Origin of the sequence: Candidatus Thiothrix phosphatis, from assembly GCF_035668035.1 — a bacterium.
GTDB lineage: Bacteria > Pseudomonadota > Gammaproteobacteria > Thiotrichales > Thiotrichaceae > Thiothrix > Thiothrix phosphatis.
Window position 1 is genome coordinate 36,298 of record NZ_JAYMYJ010000043.1, and the last position, 21,326, is coordinate 57,623.

At 53.3% G+C, this 21,326-nt stretch carries 25 protein-coding genes and 1 tRNA gene; 4 read left to right on the plus strand and 22 right to left on the minus strand.

Going from position 1 to position 21,326, the window contains the following annotated elements; translation table 11 throughout:
• Positions 1-22: 22 nt before the first annotated feature.
• The 7 genes from VSS37_RS05350 to rplU form a co-directional block, all read right to left on the minus strand.
• Positions 23-943: a branched-chain amino acid transaminase gene (locus tag VSS37_RS05350; protein WP_324693699.1), complete on the minus strand. Its 921-nt coding sequence runs from the start codon at positions 941-943 to the stop codon at positions 23-25.
• Positions 944-1,099: 156 nt separating this feature from the next.
• Complete coding sequence (locus tag VSS37_RS05355; RefSeq protein WP_324693700.1) at positions 1,100-1,933, minus strand: lytic transglycosylase domain-containing protein; 834 nt, start codon at positions 1,931-1,933, stop codon at positions 1,100-1,102.
• Between the two features lie 308 nt (positions 1,934-2,241).
• The gene (apaG, locus tag VSS37_RS05360; protein ID WP_324693701.1) at positions 2,242-2,637 is read right to left on the minus strand and encodes a Co2+/Mg2+ efflux facilitator ApaG/CorD; all 396 of its coding nucleotides are present in this window, start codon (positions 2,635-2,637) and stop codon (positions 2,242-2,244) included.
• Between the two features lie 72 nt (positions 2,638-2,709).
• The gene (proB, locus tag VSS37_RS05365) at positions 2,710-3,846 is read right to left on the minus strand and encodes a glutamate 5-kinase (protein WP_324693786.1); all 1,137 of its coding nucleotides are present in this window, start codon (positions 3,844-3,846) and stop codon (positions 2,710-2,712) included.
• Positions 3,821-4,852, minus strand: coding sequence for an Obg family GTPase CgtA (cgtA, locus tag VSS37_RS05370; protein WP_324693702.1), 1,032 nt, complete (start codon positions 4,850-4,852; stop codon positions 3,821-3,823). Before cgtA ends, proB begins: the two co-directional genes overlap by 26 nt.
• Before the next feature lie 80 nt (positions 4,853-4,932).
• Complete coding sequence (gene rpmA / locus VSS37_RS05375; RefSeq protein WP_324693704.1) at positions 4,933-5,205, minus strand: 50S ribosomal protein L27; 273 nt, start codon at positions 5,203-5,205, stop codon at positions 4,933-4,935.
• A gap of 12 nt (positions 5,206-5,217) precedes the next feature.
• Positions 5,218-5,529 carry a 50S ribosomal protein L21 gene (gene rplU / locus VSS37_RS05380; protein WP_324693705.1) on the minus strand — a complete coding sequence of 104 codons (312 nt, stop codon included), beginning with the start codon at positions 5,527-5,529 and terminating at the stop codon, positions 5,218-5,220.
• A gap of 166 nt (positions 5,530-5,695) precedes the next feature.
• Between rplU and ispB the strand changes: the two genes are divergently transcribed.
• Positions 5,696-6,664: an octaprenyl diphosphate synthase gene (gene ispB / locus VSS37_RS05385; RefSeq protein WP_324693707.1), complete on the plus strand. Its 969-nt coding sequence runs from the start codon at positions 5,696-5,698 to the stop codon at positions 6,662-6,664.
• Positions 6,665-6,677: 13 nt separating this feature from the next.
• Positions 6,678-6,754: transfer RNA gene (locus VSS37_RS05390), tRNA-Pro, on the plus strand.
• 36 nt (positions 6,755-6,790) lie between these two features.
• Here VSS37_RS05390 and VSS37_RS05395 read toward each other — a convergent pair.
• From VSS37_RS05395 to VSS37_RS05435, 9 genes are all read right to left on the minus strand, one after another.
• On the minus strand, positions 6,791-8,548 hold the full coding sequence (locus VSS37_RS05395; RefSeq protein ID WP_324693708.1) for a response regulator: 1,758 nt from the start codon (positions 8,546-8,548) through the stop codon (positions 6,791-6,793).
• Positions 8,545-9,696 carry an FIST signal transduction protein gene (locus VSS37_RS05400; RefSeq protein ID WP_324693709.1) on the minus strand — a complete coding sequence of 384 codons (1,152 nt, stop codon included), beginning with the start codon at positions 9,694-9,696 and terminating at the stop codon, positions 8,545-8,547. The genes VSS37_RS05395 and VSS37_RS05400 overlap by 4 nt, the downstream gene beginning before the upstream one ends.
• A gap of 212 nt (positions 9,697-9,908) precedes the next feature.
• Positions 9,909-10,490 carry a DUF3501 family protein gene (locus tag VSS37_RS05405; protein ID WP_324693710.1) on the minus strand — a complete coding sequence of 194 codons (582 nt, stop codon included), beginning with the start codon at positions 10,488-10,490 and terminating at the stop codon, positions 9,909-9,911.
• Positions 10,491-10,510: 20 nt separating this feature from the next.
• Positions 10,511-11,854, minus strand: coding sequence for a heterodisulfide reductase-related iron-sulfur binding cluster (locus VSS37_RS05410; protein WP_324693711.1), 1,344 nt, complete (start codon positions 11,852-11,854; stop codon positions 10,511-10,513).
• 62 nt (positions 11,855-11,916) lie between these two features.
• Positions 11,917-12,336, minus strand: coding sequence for a rubrerythrin family protein (locus VSS37_RS05415; protein ID WP_324693712.1), 420 nt, complete (start codon positions 12,334-12,336; stop codon positions 11,917-11,919).
• 278 nt (positions 12,337-12,614) lie between these two features.
• Positions 12,615-13,058: a hypothetical protein gene (locus VSS37_RS05420; RefSeq protein WP_324693713.1), complete on the minus strand. Its 444-nt coding sequence runs from the start codon at positions 13,056-13,058 to the stop codon at positions 12,615-12,617.
• Between the two features lie 499 nt (positions 13,059-13,557).
• Positions 13,558-13,992: a C40 family peptidase gene (locus tag VSS37_RS05425; RefSeq protein ID WP_324693714.1), complete on the minus strand. Its 435-nt coding sequence runs from the start codon at positions 13,990-13,992 to the stop codon at positions 13,558-13,560.
• Positions 13,993-14,451: 459 nt separating this feature from the next.
• Entirely contained in the window at positions 14,452-15,264 is an 813-nt protein-coding gene (gene speD / locus VSS37_RS05430; RefSeq protein WP_324693715.1) for an adenosylmethionine decarboxylase, read from the minus strand.
• A 113-nt stretch (positions 15,265-15,377) separates the two neighbouring features.
• Positions 15,378-15,797 carry an OsmC family protein gene (locus VSS37_RS05435; RefSeq protein WP_324693716.1) on the minus strand — a complete coding sequence of 140 codons (420 nt, stop codon included), beginning with the start codon at positions 15,795-15,797 and terminating at the stop codon, positions 15,378-15,380.
• Positions 15,798-15,917: 120 nt separating this feature from the next.
• Here VSS37_RS05435 and VSS37_RS05440 point away from each other — a divergent pair, with 120 nt between their 5' ends.
• A complete protein-coding gene (locus VSS37_RS05440) occupies positions 15,918-16,160 on the plus strand; it encodes an HP1242/YdcH family protein (protein ID WP_324693717.1) in 243 nt (80 codons plus the stop codon).
• Positions 16,161-16,169: 9 nt separating this feature from the next.
• Here VSS37_RS05440 and gshB read toward each other — a convergent pair whose 3' ends face one another.
• From gshB to VSS37_RS05470, 6 genes are all read right to left on the minus strand, one after another.
• Entirely contained in the window at positions 16,170-17,141 is a 972-nt protein-coding gene (gshB, locus tag VSS37_RS05445; RefSeq protein WP_324693718.1) for a glutathione synthase, read from the minus strand.
• 21 nt (positions 17,142-17,162) lie between these two features.
• Positions 17,163-18,173, minus strand: a complete 1,011-nt coding sequence (locus VSS37_RS05450) for an NAD(P)H-dependent glycerol-3-phosphate dehydrogenase (RefSeq protein ID WP_324693719.1) — start codon at positions 18,171-18,173, stop codon at positions 17,163-17,165.
• Complete coding sequence (gene secB, locus VSS37_RS05455) at positions 18,170-18,622, minus strand: protein-export chaperone SecB (RefSeq protein ID WP_324693720.1); 453 nt, start codon at positions 18,620-18,622, stop codon at positions 18,170-18,172. The genes VSS37_RS05450 and secB overlap by 4 nt, the downstream gene beginning before the upstream one ends.
• A gap of 26 nt (positions 18,623-18,648) precedes the next feature.
• Positions 18,649-18,912, minus strand: coding sequence for a glutaredoxin 3 (gene grxC / locus VSS37_RS05460; protein ID WP_324693722.1), 264 nt, complete (start codon positions 18,910-18,912; stop codon positions 18,649-18,651).
• Entirely contained in the window at positions 18,909-19,334 is a 426-nt protein-coding gene (locus VSS37_RS05465) for a rhodanese-like domain-containing protein (protein WP_324693723.1), read from the minus strand. Before VSS37_RS05465 ends, grxC begins: the two co-directional genes overlap by 4 nt.
• A 99-nt stretch (positions 19,335-19,433) precedes the next feature.
• On the minus strand, positions 19,434-19,778 hold the full coding sequence (locus VSS37_RS05470; RefSeq protein WP_324693724.1) for an ArsR/SmtB family transcription factor: 345 nt from the start codon (positions 19,776-19,778) through the stop codon (positions 19,434-19,436).
• A gap of 261 nt (positions 19,779-20,039) precedes the next feature.
• Here VSS37_RS05470 and VSS37_RS05475 point away from each other — a divergent pair, with 261 nt between their 5' ends.
• Positions 20,040-21,287, plus strand: a complete 1,248-nt coding sequence (locus tag VSS37_RS05475; protein WP_324693725.1) for a murein hydrolase activator EnvC family protein — start codon at positions 20,040-20,042, stop codon at positions 21,285-21,287.
• Positions 21,288-21,326 lie beyond the last annotated feature (39 nt).

Sequence of the window (21,326 nt, forward strand, 5' to 3'; positions counted from 1 at the left end):
ATGCCTCCCTTGTTGCGGCGTGTTAGATGTAAGTCAGCCAGTGACGGTATTTTTCAACACGGCCATGCACAATGTCAAAATACAGGGATTGCAGCTTCCCGGTAATCGGGCCGCGCCTGCCTTCGCCTATCGGGCGACGGTCAAGCTCACGGATCGGCGTGACTTCCGCCGCTGTGCCGGTGAAGAAAGCTTCGTCAGCGATGTATACCTCATCGCGGGTGATGCGCTTTTCACGGATTTCCAGACCCAAATCCGTCGCCATCTGCAACAGCGTCTTGCGGGTAATGCCATCCAGTGCGGAGGTCAGGTCTGGCGTGTAGATGACGCCATCCTTCACCAGGAAGAAATTCTCACCGCTGCCTTCCGCCACATAGCCTTCGGCGTCCAGCAGCAGGGCTTCGTCATAACCGTCATCCAGCGCTTCACGCAACGCCAGCATGGAATTCATGTAGTTGCCGTTCGCCTTGGCCTTGCACATGGTGATGTTGACGTGATGGCGGGTAAAGGAAGACGTCTTGATGCGGATGCCCCTTTCCATGTTTTCCGCGCCGAGGTAAGCGCCCCATGTCCAAGCCGCCACCATTGCATGCACCTTCAGGTTATCAGCACGCAAGCCCATGCCTTCGGAGCCGTAAAAGCACATTGGGCGGATGTAGGCGGAATCCAGTTGATTTTCCCGCACCGCAGCGCGTTGCGCTTCGTTCAATTGCTCCTTGCTGAACGGCATTGGCATACGCATGATTTTGGCGGAATTGAACAGGCGGTCGGTATGCTCCTGCAAACGGAAGATAGCAGTGCCCTGGTCGGTCTTGTATGCGCGCACGCCTTCAAACACCCCCATACCATAATGCAGGGTATGGGTCAGCACATGGGTCTTGGCCTCACGCCATGGCACCATTTCACCGTCCAGCCAGATTAGGCCATCGCGGTCAGACATCGACATTGCTTATCTCCACAGGTCAAAATGAAACGATAGAGCATACACTCAGCATTGCATTGTTGCCAGTATACGCAACATGCGCCCCACAAAAAGAAGCCCTGTGAAACTCAACAGGGCTGGAGAAAAGCACACAATGAGACTTAACGGGAAAAACGTCAGTTACCTTGGCTCAAGCCCGCGAAAAACCGTAAATTCCTGCACCGGCTTTGCCCAACCATAGCCACGCGTAGCCGCTGTGCTGACCTTGGCTGTACGCTGGAAGCCGGTCGCCAGCCCACTGGTGGCGCCTTGCAAACGGTTGTATTCACCCATAATCCGGGAAACATAAGTCTGGGTTTCACGGTAAGGAGGGATGCCATTGTATTTCCGCACAGCCCCAGGGCCTGCATTGTAAGCCGCCAGCGCCAACTGTTTGTCGCCGTTGAATTCCTGCAACATTTGGCTCAGGTACTTGACGCCACCCATGATGTTTTCGTGCGGATCCCAGGCGTTATCGACCCCCATCATGTCAGCCGTGCCTGGCATCAGCTGCATCAGGCCTACAGCTCCGGCCTTTGAGACAGCACTGGGATTGAAACAGGACTCTTGCTTCATGACTGCGCGCACCAGATTTTCATCCACGCCGTAACGCCGCGCATGGGCACGAATGGAATCCAGATGTGGCTCCAGTTTGCGCTCCAGCTGCTCCTGGCTCAGGCCGCCACAATGCCCTCTGGAAATACCGCCCGTAACAGGCAATAGAGTGCTGCTGGGTATGGGAGCGGGAGCCTGGCTAACGATTTTGGGCGGCTGCTTTTTCTGCGGCGCGCCATATTTGGCGACCAATTTATATTTATTACCTTTTTTTGGCGTATTGGTTAACCAGCGCGTGCCGTCTTTATCAACATAGGTATAGATTGCGGCTTGTGTCGCTTGACTATAAGCGACCCCACCGCACACACACATCAAAGCCAGAAGACTTTTTCCATAATCTGGTTTGTTTGGGGTTTTCATTGTGTTACCACTTTTTGTTCTTATAGCTTTTGATTTAATGGGCTTGTCCGACTATTGGCAGACACAACCAATATCCAATCTATTTATTTAAATCATTAAATCTATTGTCACTATATCCCGGCATTTTGATGCCTGTCCAGCAGGCGAATGATGAGTGGCCGATTGATTTTTCCTCGACCGACCCTCCACCCAACCGCAAGCATTTCTCCATAACCATTTTGCGGAATCCACAAGGGCAACAAGGCTGACCGCACAACAGACACTGACACACCGATGTGTAGCCTTTTCAGTCAGCAGCCTATCTGGATTTAATGAAGCACTCGCGGATCAACCAAACGGAATGGGGAAACTTCTGCATCAAAGCGCTCCCCGTCGTCTGCAAGCATTTGATAAGAGCCATGCATGACCCCTAGCGGCGTATCCAGAATGGTGCCGCTTGTGTAGCGGAAGCCTTCCCCAGGCTGAAGATACGGCTGTTCGCCAACAACGCCTTCCCCACGCACTTCCTGAGTACGCCCTTCCGCATCCGAAATAATCCAATGCCGCGTCAGCAATTTGGCGGGAATACTGCCCTGATTCACAATAGTCACGGTATATGCAAACACATAACGCGCCTGGTCCGGGTCGGATTCCTTTTCAATGAACTGGGTTTCCACCGACACCTGGATATTGTAACGTTCGCCATCCATATCCTGTTTCTCCATACACACACTCTGCGCCAGAACATATAGCACTTTCAGCATTCGCGGCAATAAAATCCGACCAATGCAAACTTTTTACAACAATACCAAATTATCGCGGTGAATCAGCTCTGGCGCATCCACATAGCCTAAAACCTGTTCAATTGATTTGCTGGGCTGCCGCTTGATGCGAATGGCTTCTTCACTGGAGTAATTCACCAATCCTTTGGCTACCAGACGGCCATCTTCAGCCACACAACTGACCACTTCACCCCGGTCAAAGACGCCTTCCACCCGTGTGACGCCGACCGGCAACAAGCTTTTGCCCGTTTTCAGGATCGCGTCCGCAGCCCCGGAATCCAGCCACAGGGTTCCCTTGGCGGCCAACTGTCCCGCAATCCACTGCTTGCGGGCAGCCAGTGGCGCTGCATCCGGCAACAGCAAGGTCCCCAACAGCTCGCCCTTCCGCAGCCGCTCCAGCACCCCAGGCTCACGTCCGGATGCGATGAGCGTGGCGCAACCAGAACGGGAGGCGCGTTGCGCCGCCAGCACTTTGGTGCGCATCCCGCCGCTACCGATCAAGGTTCCCGCCCCACCGGCGAACGCCACATAATCGGGATTGTTGGCGCGGCCTTCGTGGATCATCTGCGCATCGGCAAACTTGCGTGGATCCTTGTCATACAAACCTTGCTGGTCTGTCAGGATGACCAGCACATCGGCCTCCACCAGATTCGCCACCAATGCCCCCAGCGTGTCATTGTCACCCAGCCGGATTTCATCAAAGGCCACCGTGTCATTTTCATTGATCACCGGAATAACCCTAAGTTCAATCAAGGCGGTAAGTGTGCTGCGGGCATTGAGATAACGGCGGCGATTGGCCAAATCATCATGGGTCAAGAGCACTTGCGCGGAATGGAAACCATGTTGCAGAAATACGGACTCATAGGCATGAATCAAGCCCATCTGCCCAATGGCGGCGGCGGCCTGCTTTTCAAACAGCGCCTTGGGCTTGGTTTTCCAACCCATGCGGCTCATGCCTTCGGCGACCGCCCCGGAGGAAACCAGCACTATTTCGACGCCCTGCTTGTGCAAACGCGCCATCTGCCCAGCCCAGTCGGCCAGCGCTTCACGATCCAACCCCTGCCCATCGCGGGTCAGCAGGGCGCTGCCAATCTTGACCACCCAGCGCTGGGTTTTGGGCATGAATTCACTGCGGTGATGGTTGTTCTGCATGTTCATCCAGATACTGCATAATATGAAAACACAAGTCTTGCACACCTTCCCCGGTGGCTGCGGAGATACGGAAGGTCAGCCCCGTCCAACCGAGGGCATCAACCACTTGCTGGCAATGCGCGCCGCGCTCTTCCGGTGGCAACACATCAATCTTGTTCAACACCAGCCAACGCGGGTAGGCGGCAAGCTCGTCACTGTACTTTTCCAGTTCCTGCTCAATGGTGCGCACCGCGCGCACTGGCTCATTCTCCTCCGCCAGCGGGGCCACGTCCACGACATGCAGCAACAAACTGGTGCGGGCAAGATGGCGCAGAAACTGAATGCCAAGACCAGCACCTTCCGCAGCGCCTTCGATCAGGCCGGGAATATCCGCCATGACGAAACTTTGCAATTCGCCAACCCGCACCACCCCCAGATTCGGGTACAAGGTGGTGAAGGGATAATCGGCAATTTTAGGGCGGGCGGCAGAAACAGCGCTAATCAAGGTGGACTTCCCGGCATTGGGCAAACCCAACAAACCGACATCCGCCAGCAACTTCAACTCCAGGCGCAGGATGCGCAATTCACCGGGCGTGCCGGGCTTGGACTGGCGCGGCGCACGGTTGACCGAACTTTTATAACGCAAGTTGCCGAGGCCATGCCAGCCGCCTTTGGCCACCAGCAAACGCTGGCCCGGCCCTGTCAAATCGCCGATCAGCTCGCCGGTTTCATCATCGTAAGCGACTGTGCCGACCGGCACGCTGATTTCCTTGTCATCGCCGCGCTTGCCGGTCATGTTGTTGCCCATGCCGTTTTCGCCACGCTGCGCCTCGTAGTAACGTTCATGCCGGAAATCAACCAACGTATTCAGATTACGCTCGGCCACCAGATAAACATCGCCGCCATCACCGCCATCGCCACCATTGGGGCCACCGTATTCGATGTATTTTTCGCGGCGGAAACTGACGCATCCGTTACCGCCGTCGCCCGCCTTGACGCGGATTATTGCTTCATCAACAAACTGCATACCTTCCTACCTTCCCGCGCCTATATACGCAAAAAGCCCCGACCAGCGGGGCTTTAAACAATTCGCTTCACGGGTGCCTATCAGTTAGCGCAGCCTTCAACTGGCTGGATGCTGATAAACCTGCGATTTTTTTCACCTTTCTGCTGGAAAACCACGACGCCGTCCGCTTTCGCGAACAGGGTATGGTCTTTGCCGATACCGACATTCTCGCCGGGATGGAATTGGGTGCCACGCTGACGCACCAGAATATTGCCAGCCAAAACGAACTGACCACCAAAACGTTTGACGCCAAGCCGCTTGGATTCTGAATCGCGGCCGTTGCGGGTACTACCGCCTGCCTTTTTGTGTGCCATTGCTGTTTCCCCTTACGCTGAAATGCCAGTGATTTCGATCTGTGTCAGGTACTGGCGGTGACCAGTACATTTCTGATGGTGCTTACGGCGGCGGAATTTCATGATCCGCACTTTTTCGCCGCGAGTCTGGGCCTTAACAGTTGCAGTCACCTTACCGCCTGCAACGTAAGGTGCGCCGATTTGCACGTCGTCACCTTCCCCGACCATCAGGACATTCTCGAAATCAATGCTTGCGCCTTCTTCCGCATCCAGTTTTTCAACCAGAAGCGTGTCGCCTTGAGCGACGCGGTATTGTTTGCCGCCTGTTACGATAACCGCATACATGATGACGAATCTCCAGAAAAATGTCCTGTTAAAGAGCCGCAGAATTCTACCTTCACCACTACCCAAAAGCAAACGGGAAATAAAATATTATCAGTGTTTGAGGGTATCGCTTGACATGGCGTAGGGGTGTTCCTAGCATTCGGGACTTTCAGCACCCTGCATTATCATGGATTTCAATTCAATACGCCAATTAGCCGACGCCGACATGCAGGCCGTCAATGCGCTGATCCAGCGCCGCCTGCACTCTGAAGTTGTGCTTATCAACCAACTCAGCCACTACATCATCAGCAGTGGCGGCAAGCGCCTGCGCCCCCTGCTCGCACTGCTGGTTGCCCGCGCTTGCGGCTATCAGGGCGAAAGACACGTCGATGTCGCCGCCATTGTGGAATTTATCCATACCGCGACCTTGTTACATGATGATGTGGTGGATGAATCCAATATGCGGCGCGGCAAGGAAACCGCCAACAACGTCTGGGGCAACCAAGCTGCTGTATTAGTCGGCGATTTCCTGTATTCGCGTTCATTTGAAATGATGGTGGATGTGGGCAGCATGCGTGTCATGGAAATCCTGTCCACCACCACCAACACCATCGCGGAAGGCGAAGTCCTTCAATTGCTCAACTGCCATGACCCTGACACCAGCGAAGAGCGCTACATGGAAGTGATCCACTCCAAAACCGCCAAGCTGTTTGAGGCCGCCTGCCAGCTAGGGGCGGTATTGGCCGGACTGGGCCAGGAAAAAGAACAAGCCATGGCGCGTTTCGGCATGCACCTTGGCACCGCTTTCCAATTGGTGGACGATGTGTTGGACTATACCGCTGACGCCGAAGAAATGGGCAAAAATGTTGGGGATGACCTCGCCGAAGGCAAACCAACCCTTCCGCTCATCATCGCCATGCAGCGCAGCCCAGCAGAAATTGCCGCATTGTTGCGCAAATCCATTGAAGAAGGTGGACTGGAGCACATCGACGTCATCATGCAGGCCATTGCCGACACCCAAGCGATTGATTACACTTTGGAGCTAGCGAAGGGTGAAACCGAGCAGGCGATCGCCAGCCTACAATGCCTGCCCAACAGCGAACACCGGCAAGCGCTTGAAGCATTGGCGTGGTTCGCCACCAACCGCAGTCACTAGAAGCATTCACGCTCGGAGAGTAGCTCAACCTGGTAGAGCACTACGTTCGGGACGTAGGGGTCGCAGGTTCGAATCCTGTCTCTCCGACCACTTTAAAATCCCGCTGATTCATCCATCTTTCACTGCTCAGGCCGCAGCCGCAGAAGCGACCGCAGCGTCGCCCTGACCGCAGGCATCCTCCACTACCGGCGCTGAAGCGCAACGCTCCAGCACATCAAGCAAATCCTGCACATTGAAAGGCTTGCTAAGGAAATCATCCATCCCCGCCTGCAAACATTTCTCGCGGTCGCTGCTCATGGCGTTGGCAGTCAACGCGATAATTGGGGTACGCCCGCCAGCCAACTGCTCCTGCTGGCGAATTTGCTGCGTGGCTTCCAATCCATCCATGACCGGCATTTGCACATCCATCAGGATAACGTCCGGCTTTTTACTGATCCAACTATCCAGCGCGACGCGGCCATTTTCCGCCACCGTCACTTGGTGACCAACCTTGTTGAGCAGACGCACCGCCAGCATCCTGTTGACGGCGTTGTCCTCCGCCAACAGGATGTCAAGTGGCCGCGCCGCCTGCGCCAATACATGGCGCCTTCCCTCCGGTGGCGGGGTTTGCGCCTGGACAGTTTTCTGGAACGGCGCGCTGAAATGAAAAATGCTGCCATTGCCAGGGTCACTTTCCACCAGCAATTTCCCACCCATCATGCCAATCAGTTGGGATGAAATCGCCAGGCCCAGCCCGGTGCCGCCATAGCGGCGGCTGATGGAATTGTCCGCCTGCTGGAAAGGCTGGAAGATCGCGGCCTGCTTCTCCAATGGAATGCCAATGCCGGTATCCCGCACGGCGAACAGCAGGCAAACCTGCCCTTCCGGCGCACCGCTTTGCTGGGTAATGGAAACATTCACCTCCCCGCTTTCCGTAAACTTGATCGCATTCCCAACCAAGTTGATCATGATCTGCCGCAGACGGCCTGCATCACCATCCAGCGTATCCGGCACATTCGGCGCAACCTCCCAATGGAAGGCCAGCGACTTTTCCTGCGCCCGCACCGCCAATGGCACAAACGTGTCCCGCACCAAATCCCGCAGCCGCAAAGGCGCCACGGCAAGCGTCAACGTCCCCGCCTCAATGCGTGAGAAATCAAGGATTTCATTGATAATGTCCAACAGCGCATTGGAGGAGGAGCGGATCATGGTGAGGTACTCCCGCTGCGAAGACGAAACCTCGCTGTACAGCATCAGATCCGTCAAGCCGATCACCCCATTCATGGGGGTGCGGATTTCATGGCTGATCATCGCCAGAAAATCGCTTTTGGCCTTGCTGGCCTGTTCAGCAATTTCCTTCGCCTGCAAAGCGTCCCGGTGCGCCTGTTCAGCCGCCTCCTTGGCCTGCAACGCCTCCTTGCGGGCAATTTCCACATAGGCATGCTGCTGGCAGGCCAGGCAAGCCGTTTCCAACCGCTGCAACACGGGAACCAACGCCAGCAAATGTGAATATGGCAAAGGTGGGTTGCGTTGCAGCGCCAGCAAGCCACTGGAACCTATCGGCAAGAAATGGAAGCAGGATTCCTGCACTTGGATGACATCCTCCAACTGCTTGACCCGCCAACCATCGGCGGCAATCGCCTGCAAACGGCCCGCCACTTCCGGCCAACGTTCAGCCAGCGGCGCATTCAACGCCGGATAGCTGTAACACGGCTCCAGTTCCCCGCACACTGCCACATCCCCGGTGTGCAGCCAGATATAGCCGCTGCGGCAGTTCAACAATTTAAGGGCGGGCGGCAGAAACTTGCGCAACATGCCCCGCAAATCCAGGTCTTTCCCAACCAACAACGCCAACGCATACTGGATTGAAACCAACTCAAAGGTGGAATTCATTTCGCCATTCATGCAGCCACCCCTTCTTGCTCGGCCAAAACACCCAACACAATCGTTTTATTGAAGAATTCCAGACAAGCATTGCCTGCGTCGGCAATTTCACCCAGGGACAACACCCCCACCAGCGGGACGCCCTCCGGCAAGCGTGAGTGGATGTTGTGGATTTCCTCAGAAAAACGGCCTTGCAAGAAAAGCGTCCGGCTGATGCAGTCAAACAACAACGCCAGACTTGCAGAATGCGCCCTGGCCGTATCAAGTGCGCATTGCCGGGAAGCCTCCAACAGGTTTTCGTCCTCGCCCTTGAGGATGTAAATCATATGGTTGGCTGGCACTTCCCCCACACACACCAAACACTCGCCCACATGGAGCAACGGGTCCCGCACGACGACATCGCCTTTCAGCCTATCCAGGCCAAACGGGTAAGCTTTGGCAAGGTCAAAAAAAGCGGTCGTATTGAAACGCTTGCCACTGTCAGCCTCCACCACCTCACGGTAGACCTCGAACGCAGGCCGGTAATCCAGCGTGACAATGGTGTTGTCATGCGCCCCCGTGACGAAAAACGGCCCGGCGAATTTGTGCCAGCCATGCCTGATGCCAACACTGACAGGCAAATCGAGCACCGTAATTTGGGCGCAATCTTTCAATAGGCCCTGATTGCTGAACAGGCAGGGCTTTTGCTCGAAACTCAAGGAACCAGCCCCACCGCCGACATATTGGCAACCATCCCCCATCACCTCATAAAGGCTTTCCAGCAGTGCGGAAATGCGCTTGCTCAAGCCATCAACCAAGGTGACCAAAGCAGAACCTTGCGGAATGTCAGCAGCCAAATCCTGGGTTTGCAGCAGGTAATCCTCATCGGGATCGGACAGCCGCTCAACATAATGGACACTGGCCGCAACAGGCAGCCCACACACGACGCTGCCTTGTTCCAACTTCCGCTCGCCCACCACGATTTGCGGAAAGATGCCGCCAAACACCGGAACCGGCGTATTGCGCAGACGCTCATCCAATTGCAAGGGGGAAAAGGCATTGGCGTCACAGGCCAACAACAGCAGGCTTTGCGCCCCGGCATTGATGGCTGCACCGATGTGCTGGAACAAACCATCACAGCTACCCGTGTCATCGACATATATCTGGGGGGACGTGAGTGTTGTAATCATTTTCCAACCGTCTTTAAATTTTTGTTATTACTAGAAAGGTTGGATTACAGTCTACGCAACAATGCTGTCTTATAAAAGTGGCAAATGACACGCGGCGCAGAAATTGTAGAACATTTCCACGCCGCCAACGTATGCTTGTGCGTCAGCGCAAATCCGCCGCCAACGTATGCTTGTGCGTCAGCGCAAATCCGCCGCCAACGTATGCTTGTGCGTCAGCGCAAATCCGCCGCCAACGAATCACGGACAGCCGCCGACACCTCCACCTCATAAGCATAGTGAGGGTGCGCAACCCCCATATGCAGCGGCGAACGGTCACGCGCCGCCACCGCCATATCCGGGGTCAGCTCAAAGCGCAGGAAATGCACGGAAGAGGTTTTTTCATCCGTTTCCCGCGCCAAATCCTCATTGGCGATCGGGAAAACCTTATCGAAACCTTCCACCTGCACCCAAACCTTTTTCTCAATGCCGATCAGCTTCGACAGCTGCTGCTTGCGCTCATCCACATCCGGAAACTCCACCATGAACGTGGCTTTCCAGTTGGAGCCATCCGGAATCAACGGATTGTAGGCTTCCAACTCCTCTTCAATCCCCGCCGCCTCGAAAATCTTTTCGATGCGCAGCATTTCCTGAATCTGGTACTGCATGGTCAGGCGGTCTTCGAAATACAGGGTCGCATTCGGGCCAATATGCACCTTGCGGCTGGCCTTATGCGCAATCACCTTCTCGCGGAACGCCTTACGCTCCACCGCATACTGCTCCAGACCCATCAAGTCTGCGCGTGTCAGTTTGTCCATTTCCTCATACTCCCGGGTTGTCACAACCCATAAGCAATCCGCAACATGGTCAATGGATGGGTAGGCTCCTGCGCGCCGTCACCCAGGCCATTTTCAATCTGATGCCCCGCCATCGGGCAGTCACTGCCATAGTAATCCGGCTTGGCCTGATTGACCTTGGTGACAATAGGGCGGCAGATTTTCATTGAAATAGTGTGGAACTCGCTTTTCACCGCATACGTGCCGTCATGCCCGGAACAGCGCTCCAACAACTCCACCTTGGTGCCAGGAACCAGCTCCAGCAGTTCGCGGGTTTTATAACCGATATTCTGCACGCGGATGTGGCAAGCCGTATGATAATTAACCTTGCCCAACGGTTTAGTGAAATTGGTGTTGAGCTTGCCTTCCTTGTGGCGCAGCATCAGGTACTCAAACGGATCAAAGATACGCCCTTTCACCGTCTGCACATCGGCATCATCCGGGAACATCAACGGCAATTCCTGCTTGAACATCAACACACAGGACGGCACTGGCCCGACAATATCCCAACCATCATTGACAAGCTTCATCATTGCCGGAATGTTGACTTCCTTGGCGTTCGCCACCGCCTCCAAATCACCCAGCTCCAACTTGGGCATGCCGCAACACTGCTCCTTGTCCAGCAACGTGACCGGAATGCCGTTGTGCTCAAACACCTTGCGCAGGTCTTCGACGATATGCGGCTCGTTATAGTTGCCATAGCAGGTGGCGAAAAGAGCAACCTTGCCGGTCGTGCGCCCTACCGGAACCGCTTTGGCGGCATCCAGCGTCTTATGGCGGGCAACGCGGTCACGCCCCTTATCGCTATGATAGCTTGGAATCTTGGCGTCCGGATGCACGCCCAGCACTTTGTCCAATTGCGCCCGGAAGGCCGGATGCTGGTTGACTTTATTGACCACATCCGCAACCACCGGAATCCCGGCCAGCTTGCCGACCATATCGGTGGAACTCAGCACCTTGTCGCGGAATTTGACATCGCCCTTTTTGAACTTCACCGCCTTGGCGCGCAGCATCAGATGCGGGAAATCGATGTTCCAATCATGCGGCGGAATATACGGGCACTTTGTCATGTAACACAAATCGCAGAGATAACAGTGATCCACGATCTGCCAATAATCTTCTTTCTTGACCCCATCCACCTCCATGCTCTCGGAATTGTCAACGAGGTCAAACAGTGTGGGGAAGGAGTTACACAGGCTGACGCAACGGCGGCAACCATGGCACAGGTCGAAGACGCGCTCCATTTCCTTGAGGACGGCTTCTTCGTTGTAGAATTCGGGATTTTTCCAGTCGAGCGGATGACGGGTGGGGGCTTCGAGGCTGCCTTCGCGTTTCGGGGTTGCCATTTGTTATTCTCCGTAACAACAGGACAAAGGGGTGAATATCATCCACCCCTTTTTGGGAAGCATCAAGCGTCCAGACTGTCCAGCGCTTTCTGGAAACGGTTGGCGTGGGAACGTTCAGCCTTGGCCAAGGTTTCAAACCAGTCGGCGATTTCATCGAAGCCTTCATCACGCGCTTCTTTCGCCATGCCTGGATACATGTCGGTGTATTCATGGGTTTCGCCTGCGATGGCCGCACGCAGGTTATCGGAAGTGGCACCGATCGGCAGGCCAGTGGCAGGGTCACCCGCAGCTTCCAAATACTCCAAATGACCGTGGGCGTGGCCGGTTTCACCTTCGGCAGTGGAACGGAAAACAGTCGACACGTCGTTGTAGCCTTCTACATCAGCCTTGGCTGCGAAATACAGGTAACGGCGGTTTGCCTGGGATTCACCTGCAAATGCGGCTTTCAGGTTGCCCTCGGTTTTACTTCCCTTCAGTTCCATGGATGGACTCCTCGGTTGTGTGGTTGATTAAACTGATCAGTGCGTTGTACTCTAAGCAAAAGTACGACGCCCTGCCAATCGTATATTTTGAACGTTTCATTCGATTTTAACAAATACGCTGTTTTGTTTCTAAGGAGAGGTATTAATGAAAGCTGCCGCAGCCCTATACACGGTCGCCTCGGTTGCAGTGTTGGTTTTGATGATTATGCGCCCACCGGTGGAAGTATCCACATCGGCAGAAGCGGCTCCCGCACAATCAACCCCCACCGCAACACCAACTAACCAGACTCCCCAAGCAAGCAGTGCAACACCTGCCGCTCCAACCGCCGATAATGCCACCCCGCCTGAAAGCGCGGCAGCAGCACCGGTTGCAGCCCCATCCGCCAATATCCCTGCGCCTGAAACCACTGCCACGACGCCAGCGCCAGCAACAGCCCCTGCGCCTGAAACCACAGCCACAGCCACAACGCCAGCGCCAACCCCTGCACCTGAAACCGCTGCCACAACGCCAGCACCGACAACTCCAGCAGCTCCACCCACCAATGCCCCCGAGCCTGAAACCTTAGCCGCACCGCCCCCTCCAGGGCAAGCACCTGCTGCGCCAACGCCGGAACCCGCCCCAACGGAGCCAACAGCCCCCGCGCCAGCAGCCCCAGAGCCAGCATCAGCCCCGATAGCGCCAACAGCGCCTGCGCCAATTCCAGCACCACCACCGTTCCCATCAGTCAATTCTGACCAAACAACGCCCACACCCACCGGACAACCACCCACACCGGAAGAAAAAAAATGAACTCAGGATCATATTTCCTTCTGGGTTAAGAACATCCAATGCCATGCCTAGTCACAGATGCAGACAGGCTGTGGCGTTGAAACTTGCGCCGCCATCCGGAACGTCAGATTATCACACTGAATGATGGCGGCCATGATTACTGAATAGCCCCGCGGCTGCGTCTTCATCACGCATTGCCGGAGTATCCATATGGATTGGACAGATGCTTCCGCCCGTAAAAGAAGGGATAAGTTTGGTTGCAAAGGATGGGCAACTATACCCATGCGGGCACATTGGACTGAGTTGGCGCTCCGAAGCGAAAAGGCAGCATATCGGCGACCCAACAACTTCAACTCAAAGGCCGAAAAACAACCGCTATTGTGTGCAGTAACAAGCCCTAAACAGACAAACATAAAAAAGGCCGAAGATACGGCCTTTTTTTTAGGAACTCATCAAGAATACGCAGGCTTGCATGCACCTGGAATGCGCCCAAAGCCCACTAGCCTAGCGGCCCAATAGCCTTCCAGTTTTTCTGTGGTGATAGCCTTGCCCGCACGCGGTGCATGGACAAACTTACCATCGCCCAAGTAAATCCCCACATGCCCTACACGCCGTCCCCTAGTGCTGAAAAACACCAGGTCGCCTTTGGCGGCTTGTGTCTTCGAAACCCGGACAGAAGCGTCATACTGTTCGGCAGCAGTGCGTGGAATGGAAACACCAGCACCTTCACCGAAAGCAAATTGGGTAAGGCCACTACAATCAAAACCAGTTTTAGGGCTCTCACCACCGAAGCGGTACATTTTGCCTTGCTGTTTCTGGGCGACCCATGCAGCGCGGTCAAGAAGGGTCACTTCCTTGCTGCTGTCAACCGGTATACGGCTTACCACAGGCTCCATATTTTTGGCATGCGCCAGCTGGACTTTATACTTGCCACTCTCTTCGGCATCCGAAGTTTTGACAGTTTCAGAGTTACACCCCGCCAGTAACAGCACCGCTGATCCCATCAAACACAGAACCAACGATTTCGCACTAACACTACTCATATCTAGTTTATAACCTTTTATTCATGTTCCAGTCAGAACGTTTCCCTTAACAGGACCCTAGTATATTCACTAAGCATACTAGGGAAGTAACGGGGAGAAGTTAACCGCATTTCTATTAAGGAAACAATATAAAAGAGTGACATTTAATCAATTCTTTCATTGAATGTTTCAATTGTTCTAACCACACCACTTTGTTGTTTAAGCAATACACTTTGAATTGTTATCTAATTTTTATTCCCAAAATAATCCAATCAAAAACTTTTAAAATATACCCGGCAACGGGATGATTTGATGCACGCTGCCTTACAGGCTGCCAATATTGCGCCCGTAGAAAATTTCCTTCAGCTCCTTACGCAACTGCATTTCGATTTGCTTGATATCACGCTCAAAATAGTCATTTTTCCCCAGGCCAAACAGATAGTTATCTAGATCAAAGTCTTTCAGCATCATTTTGGTGTGAAAAATATTTTCCTGATAGACATTGACATCAATCATGGAGTAGATGCGCTTTGTTTCAGGCGACAAGAAGTTCTGGATGGAATTGATCTTATGGTCGATAAAATGTTTCTTACCCTTCACATCACGGGTAAAACCACGCACCCGATAGTCCATGATGACAATATCGGACTCGAAACTATGTATTAAATAATTCAATGCTTTCAGCGGAGAAATGCGCCCGCAGGTAGAAACGTCGATATCCGCCCGGAATGTGCTGATGCCATTGTCAGGATGACTTTCCGGATAAGTGTGCACTGTCAAATGGCTCTTATCCAGATGCGCCACCACATCCTCCGGATAAGGGCCAGGCCGGGCTGTGTTGGAAAGCTTTTCTTCGGGAATGATCTGCTCCTCAGACACCAGAATCGTGACACTGGCCCCTTGAGGGTCATAATCTTGGCGCGCCACATTCAGGATATTGGCACCAATGATATCAGCCACATCCGTGAGAATCCTGGTCAATCGGTCAGCATTATATTCTTCATCAATGTAAGCAAGATACTCTTCCCGGTGTGCCGGGCTCCTTGCATAACAGATGTCATAAATATTGAAACTCAGGGTCTTGGTCAGGTTGTTGAACCCGTGCAGGCGAATCTGCTTCTGATGACGCTCAACCAATTCTCATCATCCTCTTCATTCAATGGGCATAAAAAAATAGCTGGTTGGCACCCAACCAGCATGGGAGTGAACTATGCAAAACTCTGCCCATGCGTGCAAGTGAAATTAATGCTTCAAGCGGCCTCCACGATTTCAAAGTCATGTGTCACTTCCGCCGTTTTCGCCAGCATGATGGAAGCCGAACAATACTTTTCCGCTGACAGCTTGATGGCGCGCCCCACTTTGTCCACCGCCAAATTACGCCCGCTGATAATGAAATGCAGGTGAATGCGCGTGAACACCTTGGGCTCCTTATCCGCCCGCTCCGCTTCAATCTGCACTTCACAGTCAATCACCTGCTGCTTGGATTTTTGCAGGATCAGCACAACGTCAAATGAAGAGCACCCGCCCAAACCCAGCAGGAGCATTTCCATCGGGCGCACCCCCAAATTGCGCCCGCCCAATTCCGGCGGCCCATCCATCACGACTGAATGGCCACTGCCGGATTCGCCGACGAAACTCATGTTATCCAACCACTTGACCCTGGCTTTCACGTTGCGCTCCTATCCTGGAAAAAGGCTGATGTTAACATACAATAGTTTTGACTTAACGCCCGCCAACCATCAAACTCCGAGCTAGGCTGAACTGGTAATTTCAATGAAGGAGAGTAATAAATGTTTGGCGAGTCTCACGATCTGGCGATTGAGTTTCCGGAATACAAGGAGCTAATCCATGCCCTGAAACAGGACAACCGGCACTTTGCCCGCTTATATGACGAATATAATGAGGTAGATGCACAGCTACACCGGATTGAGCAGGAAATTGAAGTTCACGCAGATGACTTCGTGGAGGAACTGAAATTACGCCGCCTGCACTTGAAAGATGAATTGTATGGCATGTTACGGGAAGCTGGCTAAAATTTTGCCTTATTGAACAGGTAGCGCCAGCTTGCGGCCAATGGCATCAAACAGCAAGCTGGCGATGTTGGCGGAATAAATTTTGTCCAATTCCCGAATACAAGTAGGGCTGGTCACATTGATTTCCGTTATATAATCACCAATCACATCCAACCCCACAAACATCAGCCCCATAGCACGCAGCACAGGAGCAATTGCTGCACAGATTTCAAATTCTCGCGCTGTCAGATCGACGCCAACCCCAGTCCCGCCTGCCGCAAGGTTCGCCCGCCCCTCACCTTCCGCCGGAATCCTTGCCAGCGCATGCGGAAATGGCTCCCCATCTATCAACAAAATCCGCTTATCCCCTTGCTTGTACTCCGGCAAAAAACGTTGCGCCATCACCGTGCGCTGACCATAAGCAGTAATGGTTTCCAGGATCACATTACTATTGGGGTCACCCTGCCTAATCTGAAAAATCATCGAACCGCCCATACCATCCAGCGGCTTCACCACAATATGCTGTTGCGCCGCCAGAAACTCGCGGATACGCCCCATGTCACGGGTAACCCGCGTCGGCGGACAATATTGGGGAAACCAGGTGGCGAACAATTTTTCATTGGCGGCGCGGATACTCTCAGGGCGGTTGACGACCAGCGTCCCCCGCCGTTGCGCCAACTCCAGCAGATAGGTGCTGTAAATGTACTCCATGTCAAAAGGTGGATCCTTGCGCATCAGCACCACCGGCAATTCATGCAACGGCCTGACCATTGTTGCGCCAAATTCAAACCAACCCGCTGGATCATCTGTTACCGTGACGGGATTCATGCTGGCATAGACCACGCCATCATCAACGAACAGGTCACCCTGCCGGATATGAAACAACGGCAATCCGCGCCGCCGCGCTTCCAACATCATCGCGAAGGTGCTGTCTTTTTTGATGTTGATGCTACTGATGGGATCCATGATGACGCCGACGGCGTAAGAGAGTGCTTGCTGCATGGGTAACAACCCTGTCTTGACTTAAAATTCCGCCTTCATGTCGCGGGAAATCAACTCTTGGACAGCTTGCCGGGGCGGGAGCTGTTCATAAAGAATGCGGTAAACCACTTCACAAATAGGCATTTCCACCCCCACCAGCGCAGCCAGTTTACCGATGGAGCGCGCCGATTTGGCACCTTCCACCGCCTGACCAATTTCTGCAATGGCGGTTTCCATGTCCTTGCCCTGCCCCAACGCCAGGCCAAGGCGACGGTTGCGCGACTGATTATCGGTGCACGTCAGCACCAGATCTCCAACCCCCGCCAGCCCCATCAACGTTTCCGGCTGGGCACCCATTCCAACCCCAAGGCGCATAATCTCCGCCAAACCGCGCGTGACTATCGCCACCCTGGCGTTAGCGCCAAATCCCAACCCATCAGAAATGCCTGCCGCAATCGCCAACACGTTTTTGACCGCACCGCCCAATTCCACCCCAACAATATCTTGGCTGAAATAAACCCGGTAATTGGAACCTTGGAATGCTGCGGCCACAACCTGCGCCAACTCATGATGAGTGGCCGCCACAGTCATTGCGGTCGGCATGCCCCGCGCCACCTCCGCCGCAAAGGTCGGCCCAGAAACGACACCGTAAGCGGAACACTGGGGCAGCTCCTCCTCCAACACCTGATGCAACAGTTTGCCCGTGTCCAATTCCAGCCCTTTAGTCGCCCAAATCACGGCATCCTGGTCTGTCAGCAATGTTGAGAGCTGATGCAATAAACTGCGGAAACCATGACTAGGCACCACAATTAAATGGTAATTGGAAAACGCGGCAACTGCTTGCAAGTCATTGGAACAAACCAAATTATCAGGGAATGGAATCCCCGGCAGGTAGTGACTGTTCTCGCGCTGGCGGTTAATCGCGCCAATATGCTGAGAGTTGATGTCCCACAATGATACATCCAGTCCATTACGCGCCAATTGCAAAGCCAGTGCAGTCCCCCACGAACCAGCCCCATAAACCGCGACAGACTGGATGCCCGCCACCATCATGCCACGCTGGCTTTCGCCTGCTCTTCCTGCAGACGGCGGGCGTACAATGCGTCAAAATTAATCGGCGACAGATGCAATTCAGGGAAGCTGCCCTTAGACACCAAGCTGGCAATAACTTCCCGCGCATATGGGAACAAGATGTTAGGACAATAAGCAGCCAGCAGATGGTTGATCTGTTCTTGCGCATAACCTTGGATAAAAAACACCCCTGCTTGCTTGACCTCCACCAAAAAAGCTACCTTATCCGCACTTTTAACCGTAATAGTGATGAATAATTCAACTTCATAATTGTCATTCGCAAGTGTATTGACCTTAGTGTTCAGATCCAGATTGGTGTCTGGCTGCCAATCCTGGGTGAACACCGCCGGTGAGCTAGGAGCCTCAAAGGACACATCCTTGACATAGATGCGCTGGATAATGAACTGCTGCTCTTGTTGTTCCTGATTCATATCATAACCCCTTAATCCAATTAATTTTAAGATTCAAACAGCAAGGCATCCAGCTTGCCTGCGCTATCCAGCGCAGCCATATCATCATAACCACCAATGGAAAGCCCGCCGATAAAAATTTGCGGCACAGTGTCCCGACCACTCAGGCGCTCCATTCTCGCCCACAGATCAGGATCACCATCAACATTAATTTCTTCGCACTCCACGCCCTTACGCCTGAGCAACGCACGCGCCCTCAGGCAGTATGGGCAGAAACGGGTTGCATACATGGACACTTGAACCTGTTTCATCGCTTACTGACCGGCAAGTTCGCCGATTCCCAGGCCATAATGCCACCCGCCAAGTTGTTCACATCCTGAAACCCAGCTTTGGTCATAAGCTGGCAAGCATAAGACGAACGGTTGCCGCTTCGGCAATACACCAACACCGGCTTACCCTTGGATTGTTCCAGTTCTCCCAAACGGTTTTTTAACTGTCCCAAAGGGATATGGCGGGCCCCTTTGATTTTACCACCACGCAACTCATTATCTTCCCGCACATCCAACACAACAGAATCCTCCTGATTAAGGATTTGCACGGCTTGTGCGCTGTTAACCTGTTTATATTTGCGGGTAAGGCGGCCGATCTCAGTCCAGATGATCATGCCCAAGACTGCAACCAGCCCTAGAATCAATACAGGATGATTGCGGGCAAAAACAAGATACTCTTCCACATCGAACCTTTTAGCTGTAAGCAGGAGCTAAAGATATACAGCAGGAAGAATAACGTAAACCCCTTGCGGCAGGTTTTTTTATGCCTGCTGGCGGATGGGTCAGTGCGGCGTACTGCAAAAAACTTCCTGCATCATGCTGATCAAACGTAATGTCCGATAATCGCCAACACGATAGTAAACACGGTTAGCATCCTTACGGGAAGCAAGAATGCCTTTGTCACGCAATATGGCAAGATGCTGGGAAATATTGCTTTGGGAAGTCCCCACATTGTCAACAATATCTTGTACGCTGACTTCCTTATCCCCCAACACACACAAAATTTTCAATCTCAGTGGATGCGAAATGGCTTTCAGCGAACGGGAAGCTCGGTCAATATCCTCTTCCCTGACCAACATATCACCAATCGTGAAATCACAGCCACCACCAAGAGCAACGCTACCCATACTTATCCTCATTGAAAATTTATCTTCCCGCCCCTGATACCCAAAGCTTCACGCATAGGCAACTTAGTATATTAGTATAGATGGATACAATAATATATACTCTTAAACAGTATGTCACTCTGAAACCTTGCATTTCCTACATTTCAGGGGAATTTGCCTCCCGTAATCGACTGGCGCAAGGCGGCAGGGGACAATTCACGCCTGCTCTTTTTCTTATGGTAGACTCTGCACCATGATAAATACCCGGAATTCTGACGAGCGGTGAAACTTTATCCATATTTATTTTACGTCCTGCTATTGTTCCCATGGGGTTGGCTGGAAGCAGCGGATGTCCAGCAACAGAAGCAGTTACAACAGGAAATCCGTCAACTATCCACCACACTAAGCTCACAGAAAACTGAATCGCAAGCATTACAGGATGAAGTCACCAAACTTGAGAAGAAACTGGGCGACATTTCCAGCAAAAGTTACCAGACTGAAAAAAAAATTGACGCCACACTTGCCAAGCTGGAAACAGCCAATCAAAAAAAAGTCAAACTGGACACCGATTTGGGCTTGCAGAAAGCTGGCCTCGCCCAGCAATTGCAGGCCCTGTACTCTGCCGGGGAGCAATCCCACTTGCGGTTGCTGCTGCGCCAAGATGAGCCTTCTGACATCAGCCGCACCATCCGCTATTTTGAATACCTGAACGAAAACCGGGTCAAGCGCATCCAAGGCATTCAGAAAACATTAGGGGAACTTGATGCTGTGCGCACAGCCATTGAAAAAGACCGCACTAGCCTTCAAGAACTGACCCAAACCCTAGCCCAACAAAAGACCGACATAGAAAGCACCCTCCAGGCGCGTTCGACCGCATTGGGCACCATCAAAAGCGACATTCGCAGCAAGGAAAAGCGCCTTAACAAATTGAAGGCCGAGGAAACTGAGCTGCAAGGCATGGTTGACCGGCTGGCGAGCGCAACGGCAAAAAACCAGGAGCGCGCCCTTGACTCCCGTGCACAGACACCCAAAAGCGCCTCATCAGGCACCAGCAAACAGACCTCCGCCCGCCAATCATCAACATCAGACAAAGAGGATGATGGTGGAACGCCCGTCAAAACAGGCTTTACACCAGACAAACCCTTTTCATCCCTGAGAGGCAAGCTGTTCTGGCCCGTCAAAGGCCGCGTCATCCACAGCTACGGCTCATCCCGGAATGAAAAACAACGCTGGAAGGGTGTTGTCATCGCGGCTCCTGGTGGAACAAAAGTCAGGGCCATCGCCCGTGGACGGGTGGCGTTTTCCGGCTGGATGGACGGTTATGGCCACCTCATTATAATAGAGCATGACAACAACTACATGAGCCTGTATGGTTATAACCGCGCAGTTTACAAAAAAGAAGGCGCTGTGGTCAGCGCCAATGAAGCTATAGCCGCAGTGGGAAATTCTAGCGGACAGAGCCAGGATGCGCTTTACTTTGAAATCAGGCAGGGCACAACTCCACAGAATCCGGCGCGCTGGTGCCAATAGGTTAGTTGGCAAAAAACCCATGGATCACTTGAAAAAGCT

Bases quoted from the DNA above. Each gene is read 5' to 3' on its own strand.
- VSS37_RS05470 (WP_324693724.1), bottom strand. From the start codon at position 19,778: ATGGGTAGCGTTGCTCTTGGTGGTGGCTGTGATTTCACGATTGGTGAT.
- VSS37_RS05450 (WP_324693719.1), bottom strand. From the start codon at position 18,173: ATGATGGTGGCGGGCATCCAGTCTGTCGCGGTTTATGGGGCTGGTTCG.
- VSS37_RS05405 (WP_324693710.1), bottom strand. From the start codon at position 10,490: ATGGACAAACTGACACGCGCAGACTTGATGGGTCTGGAGCAGTATGCG.
- VSS37_RS05440 (WP_324693717.1), top strand. From the start codon at position 15,918: ATGTTTGGCGAGTCTCACGATCTGGCGATTGAGTTTCCGGAATACAAG.
- VSS37_RS05395 (WP_324693708.1), bottom strand. From the start codon at position 8,548: ATGAATGGCGAAATGAATTCCACCTTTGAGTTGGTTTCAATCCAGTAT.
- gshB (WP_324693718.1), bottom strand. From the start codon at position 17,141: ATGCAGCAAGCACTCTCTTACGCCGTCGGCGTCATCATGGATCCCATC.
- rpmA (WP_324693704.1), bottom strand. From the start codon at position 5,205: ATGGCACACAAAAAGGCAGGCGGTAGTACCCGCAACGGCCGCGATTCA.
- proB (WP_324693786.1), bottom strand. From the start codon at position 3,846: ATGCAGAACAACCATCACCGCAGTGAATTCATGCCCAAAACCCAGCGC.
- VSS37_RS05400 (WP_324693709.1), bottom strand. From the start codon at position 9,696: ATGATTACAACACTCACGTCCCCCCAGATATATGTCGATGACACGGGT.
- cgtA (WP_324693702.1), bottom strand. From the start codon at position 4,852: ATGCAGTTTGTTGATGAAGCAATAATCCGCGTCAAGGCGGGCGACGGC.
- VSS37_RS05355 (WP_324693700.1), bottom strand. From the start codon at position 1,933: ATGAAAACCCCAAACAAACCAGATTATGGAAAAAGTCTTCTGGCTTTG.
- rplU (WP_324693705.1), bottom strand. From the start codon at position 5,529: ATGTATGCGGTTATCGTAACAGGCGGCAAACAATACCGCGTCGCTCAA.
- VSS37_RS05415 (WP_324693712.1), bottom strand. From the start codon at position 12,336: ATGGAACTGAAGGGAAGTAAAACCGAGGGCAACCTGAAAGCCGCATTT.
- VSS37_RS05420 (WP_324693713.1), bottom strand. From the start codon at position 13,058: ATGGGAACGGTGGTGGTGCTGGAATTGGCGCAGGCGCTGTTGGCGCTA.
- secB (WP_324693720.1), bottom strand. From the start codon at position 18,622: ATGAATCAGGAACAACAAGAGCAGCAGTTCATTATCCAGCGCATCTAT.
- ispB (WP_324693707.1), top strand. From the start codon at position 5,696: ATGGATTTCAATTCAATACGCCAATTAGCCGACGCCGACATGCAGGCC.
- grxC (WP_324693722.1), bottom strand. From the start codon at position 18,912: ATGAAACAGGTTCAAGTGTCCATGTATGCAACCCGTTTCTGCCCATAC.
- VSS37_RS05410 (WP_324693711.1), bottom strand. From the start codon at position 11,854: ATGGCAACCCCGAAACGCGAAGGCAGCCTCGAAGCCCCCACCCGTCAT.
- VSS37_RS05350 (WP_324693699.1), bottom strand. From the start codon at position 943: ATGTCGATGTCTGACCGCGATGGCCTAATCTGGCTGGACGGTGAAATG.
- apaG (WP_324693701.1), bottom strand. From the start codon at position 2,637: ATGGAGAAACAGGATATGGATGGCGAACGTTACAATATCCAGGTGTCG.